Annotated in this window: 4 protein-coding genes; all 4 read right to left on the bottom strand. The window is 44.3% G+C overall.

Annotated features, from left to right (window positions below):
• Positions 1-91: 91 nt before the first annotated feature.
• Positions 92-838: a tetratricopeptide repeat protein gene (locus tag IID12_09945; GenBank protein MCH8289409.1), complete on the bottom strand. Its 747-nt coding sequence runs from the start codon at positions 836-838 to the stop codon at positions 92-94.
• A complete protein-coding gene (locus tag IID12_09940) occupies positions 822-1,853 on the bottom strand; it encodes a VWA domain-containing protein (protein MCH8289408.1) in 1,032 nt (343 codons plus the stop codon). The genes IID12_09945 and IID12_09940 overlap by 17 nt, the downstream gene beginning before the upstream one ends.
• 4 nt (positions 1,854-1,857) lie before the next feature.
• Positions 1,858-2,808: a VWA domain-containing protein gene (locus IID12_09935; protein MCH8289407.1), complete on the bottom strand. Its 951-nt coding sequence runs from the start codon at positions 2,806-2,808 to the stop codon at positions 1,858-1,860.
• Between the two features lie 391 nt (positions 2,809-3,199).
• Positions 3,200-3,916 (bottom strand): hypothetical protein, encoded by a 717-nt coding sequence (locus IID12_09930; protein MCH8289406.1) that lies wholly within the window; start codon positions 3,914-3,916, stop codon positions 3,200-3,202.
• Positions 3,917-3,949 lie beyond the last annotated feature (33 nt).

The following is a 3,949-nucleotide window of genomic DNA, read 5'->3' as shown; positions in this document are numbered from 1 at the left end:
ACGGTTGCCTCTAATCTGATAACTTTTTGAGCAACAATAGTTGTCCAGGAGAAGAGAATAAGAGTCAGCAGATATAAATTATAGCGCATCATTACCAATCTTTTTCCGGGCTGCGTTTCTTTACGGTGCGCGCCTGTATGTAATCCTTGAGCGCCTGCATCTCTTGCTGTTCCAACGCCTCTAACATATCCTGATATTCTTCCCGAGACTTTTTCTTTTCTTCTTGTTGTTGTTTATTCTGCTCCTTTTGCCGCTCACTCTCTTGGTCATCCTCTTTTTCCTGCTCACTCTCTTGGTCGTCTTTATTCTGTTCGTTTTCATCCTCTTTTTCGTCCGTATCCTGCTCCTCTTCCGAATCCTCGTTCTCCTCTTGCTGTTCGTCATCCCCTTCCTGTTTCTCTTCGTTTTCTTCAAGCATGCTCTTCACGAATTCGTAGTTGAATTTTGCGTCCTCATCCTCAGGGTTGAACTTCATAGCATACTTGAACGCTTCGAGGCTCTTTTCCGGTTTATTCATTCTGAAGAGGGTGTTCCCTAAGTTGTAATATGCCCGCGACTTCGCTTCGGGCGCCTCCAACGTGAGGGCGTCTTCAAAGCCCGACTTAGCAGAATTAAGAGTTCCTTTCTGGTAGAACGCCCCGCCTAAGTTGAATTTCAGGTTCTTATCATCACTGTTTTTTGCCAACAGTTCGGAGTATAACTCTATAGCTTTATCGTAATCTCCTTGCCGGTATGCGTTCAGAGCGGGGTCGGAGCTGCTCTGCTGACCCTGAATCGGCGTTGTAATCGCTATCAGGATCAAAAGTATTGAATATTTTATATTATTTATATCTGCCATGCCATTCACTCTTTAGTTTACGCTGTTCAGGTATAAAAGGTTCTACGAAAAGTAAGAGCAGTGCGAACGCCATAATATACTGATACCATTCCTTAAATTCATCAAATTCCCTTGAACTGAACTCGCTCTTTTCAAGTTCGGCCAGCTGATTGAACACCATCTCCAAGCCGCTTGTTCTTGCCGGAAGCCTGAAGTACCTCCCGCCCGTGATTCCCGCAATTTCATCGAGCGATGCCTCATTCAGACGGGTTGTTATGATCAGGTCATCGTCATCCCGCTTGAAACCGATCCTCATTCCACGTTTATCATAAATGGGGATTGGAGCGCCTGCTATAGACGCGATCCCAACGGTGTAAATGATCACTCCCTGATCAGAAGCGGTCTCCGCCGCTTCGATAGGGTCATCCTCATGGTCTTCGCCGTCCGTAAGCATAATTATCACGCGCTGCGTACCGCTCTCCCCTTTGAACGCTTCTAAAGCAGTGTTTATCGCATCCGCTGTCGCCGTTCCCTGTGTGCCTATAATATCGCTGTCAACGATACTCAGTATCATCTTAGCCGCCGAATAATCGAGCGTCAGAGGCACCTGGAGATAAGATACTCCCGCGAATGCGACCAATCCTATCCTGTCACCTTCTAATCGGTCAATGAAGCGCGAGATCTCAAATTTCGCCCGATCCAAACGGTTCGGAGTTATATCCTCCGCCTGCATACTCTTCGATACATCGAGCACGATAACTATATCTATTCCCTCACGTTTCACTTCCGAAAGTACCGTTCCCATCTGAGGTCCCATCAAGGCAAATATCAGGATCGTGACGGCGGATAGAACTACAACTCCTTTCGCCATCTGACGTTTGAGACTCGAAGAACGGTGAAGTCGTTTGATAACCTCGATGTCGCCTAATGTAGAAAACAGTTTCTTCTTCCTTTTCAACGCAACGTACAAGAGCAGCGTCAACAGCGGAATGAACCAGAGAAGATAGATGTAATCATAATTCGCGAATCGGAACATTTTCTTACGGCAGCCTCCGCGAGTACGTCAAACCGGTGAATATTTCCATCAGAAGCAGGAGCACTCCCGGCAGCAGAAAGGAAGAATAGAGTTCCTTGTAGCGTGTATATTCTTTTACTTTTATCTCAGTCTTTTCAAGCTCGTTTATCTCTTCGTATATATCGAGCAGCCGCTTTTCATTGGAAGCGTGATAGTATTCCCCGTTTGTGGTCTCCGCTATCTGCCTGAGTACCGCCTCATCGAGTCCACTCTGGAGAAGCCTCCGGTCTCTCGTTCCCACGCCTACGGTGTATATCTTTACGTCGAACGTTGCCGCTAATTCCGCCGCGGTGATCGGCTGTATCTCACCCGAATTGTTACTCCCGTCAGAGAGGAGTATCATCACCTTACTTTTGGCGTCGCTGTTCTTCAGCCTGTTGACACCGCTTGCGATAGCCAGCCCGATGGCGGTACCGTCATATTTTTTCGGTACTATCGTCACCTTGCGCAAGAATTGACGGAGTATGTCATAATCCAGCGTCAACGGCGCCTGCACGAACGTTTCCGACGCGAAAACCACCAATCCTATCCTGTCGTTCACCCTGTTATCTATGAAGTGCTCTGCCACCTTCTTAGCCGCTTCCAACCTGTTAGGTCTGAAATCTCGCGCCTCCATGCTGCTCGAAATATCCAATACGAGCATGATGTCGATCCCCTCGGTGGTCACCTCCTGATTCGTCACACCGGAACGGGGACGCGCGAACCCCACTATCAGCATCGTGATAGCGAGCATTCTCAACGCGAACGGAAGATGAACCTTGAGCGGCACGGCGCGCTTTTGGATTATACCGAAGATCGCCGTCTCGGAAAAGCGCAGCTTGCTCCTGTTAACATCGTTCCTGCGCAGATACCACACTAAATAAATTGGCACGGCTAACAATAGCCATAGGAACGATATGTTTTCAAATGTGATCATAATTATCCGCTGTTAAGACTGTAAAATAAGGAAGTTTGTTCTAAAAATCTAAGACTAAAATCCTAATGTTCCCCTCTATTAAGAGGGGTAAGCCGATCCGATAAAAATCTTATAGCCAAAGGCTGGGGTGTGTAAAGAGTCTGAAACGAAGCCTTAAATTGTATTTTCGGTCGAAAACTTACGACACCCCCCGTCTTTGATAATCTTCGATTATCAAATCCACCCCTCTTGGTAGAGGGGAATTTATCGATCTCTCCTTTTTGTGGAAAGTATAAAGGCGAAGTCCCAAATCAAGCGGGCGAGAGATTCCCTGACAACGTCGGTGGCTTCTTTATATTTACCATGATGCAGGTCAATCCAGACTAATTGGAACTAGGTAACAAAATTAAATTTATATGATATCATGTTCAACTAGATATTTCAAACCATCATCTTTCATCCAATAGAGCGGTATATCTTCGTCTGAAATATTATAAGAAATATAATTTAAATCCTTTAACTGATTTAAAAAATGCTTTACTCTTCCTTCATGCATGTTTAGCCTTTCAGCCAAGACTGAAGAATATACACCATTCTCATCATAATCGCTGATAAATGTTAGGATACTATCCTCGTCTTTGGATAATCTATTATCTAATCTAGATTGTTTGGCAGGGGTATTGCTAATACTATCATCTAACTTCTCACCCCAAGCATTTGGTACTTTCCCCTCCGAAAAATGAAAGAGTTCAATATGTCCACAATGATTACATACACATACTTTTGCTTTGCTATCGCCAAAAGATTCAAGTTTCATTTCCTGTAAGATTCTTGGTCCACTATAGCCTTTTGATTCGTATTCTCCTATGCCACATACCTTGCAAGACCGCTTAATATTATCCCCCATCACTTGTGCATCATTCCTCAACATATTTAAAGTTTTATCAATTTCTGTTAAAAATGCTTTTGCATTAGGAAGGCACTCATTTTCATCTTCAACAATAGTCTGTTCAAATAGCCGATTGGCTAGCCACATTTGACTATTACCTGGAAACATTTTTGTGAGGTCATATTCTTTTTTATCCCAATACCAATATGGAAGGCTTGGTATTCCTGATATCATGGTCAATATTAACTTTCCTAATTAAAATAACTCAAATGT

This window comes from Candidatus Neomarinimicrobiota bacterium, from assembly GCA_022567655.1.
Lineage (GTDB): Bacteria > Fidelibacterota > SORT01 > SORT01 > SORT01 > JADFGO01.
This window is presented reverse-complemented; position numbering and strand designations above follow the sequence as displayed.

Excerpts from the sequence above, each read along its gene's own strand:
- IID12_09940 (MCH8289408.1), bottom strand. The coding sequence starts at position 1,853 with ATGTTCCGATTCGCGAATTATGATTACATCTATCTTCTCTGGTTCATT.
- IID12_09935 (MCH8289407.1), bottom strand. The coding sequence starts at position 2,808 with ATGATCACATTTGAAAACATATCGTTCCTATGGCTATTGTTAGCCGTG.
- IID12_09945 (MCH8289409.1), bottom strand. The coding sequence starts at position 838 with ATGGCAGATATAAATAATATAAAATATTCAATACTTTTGATCCTGATA.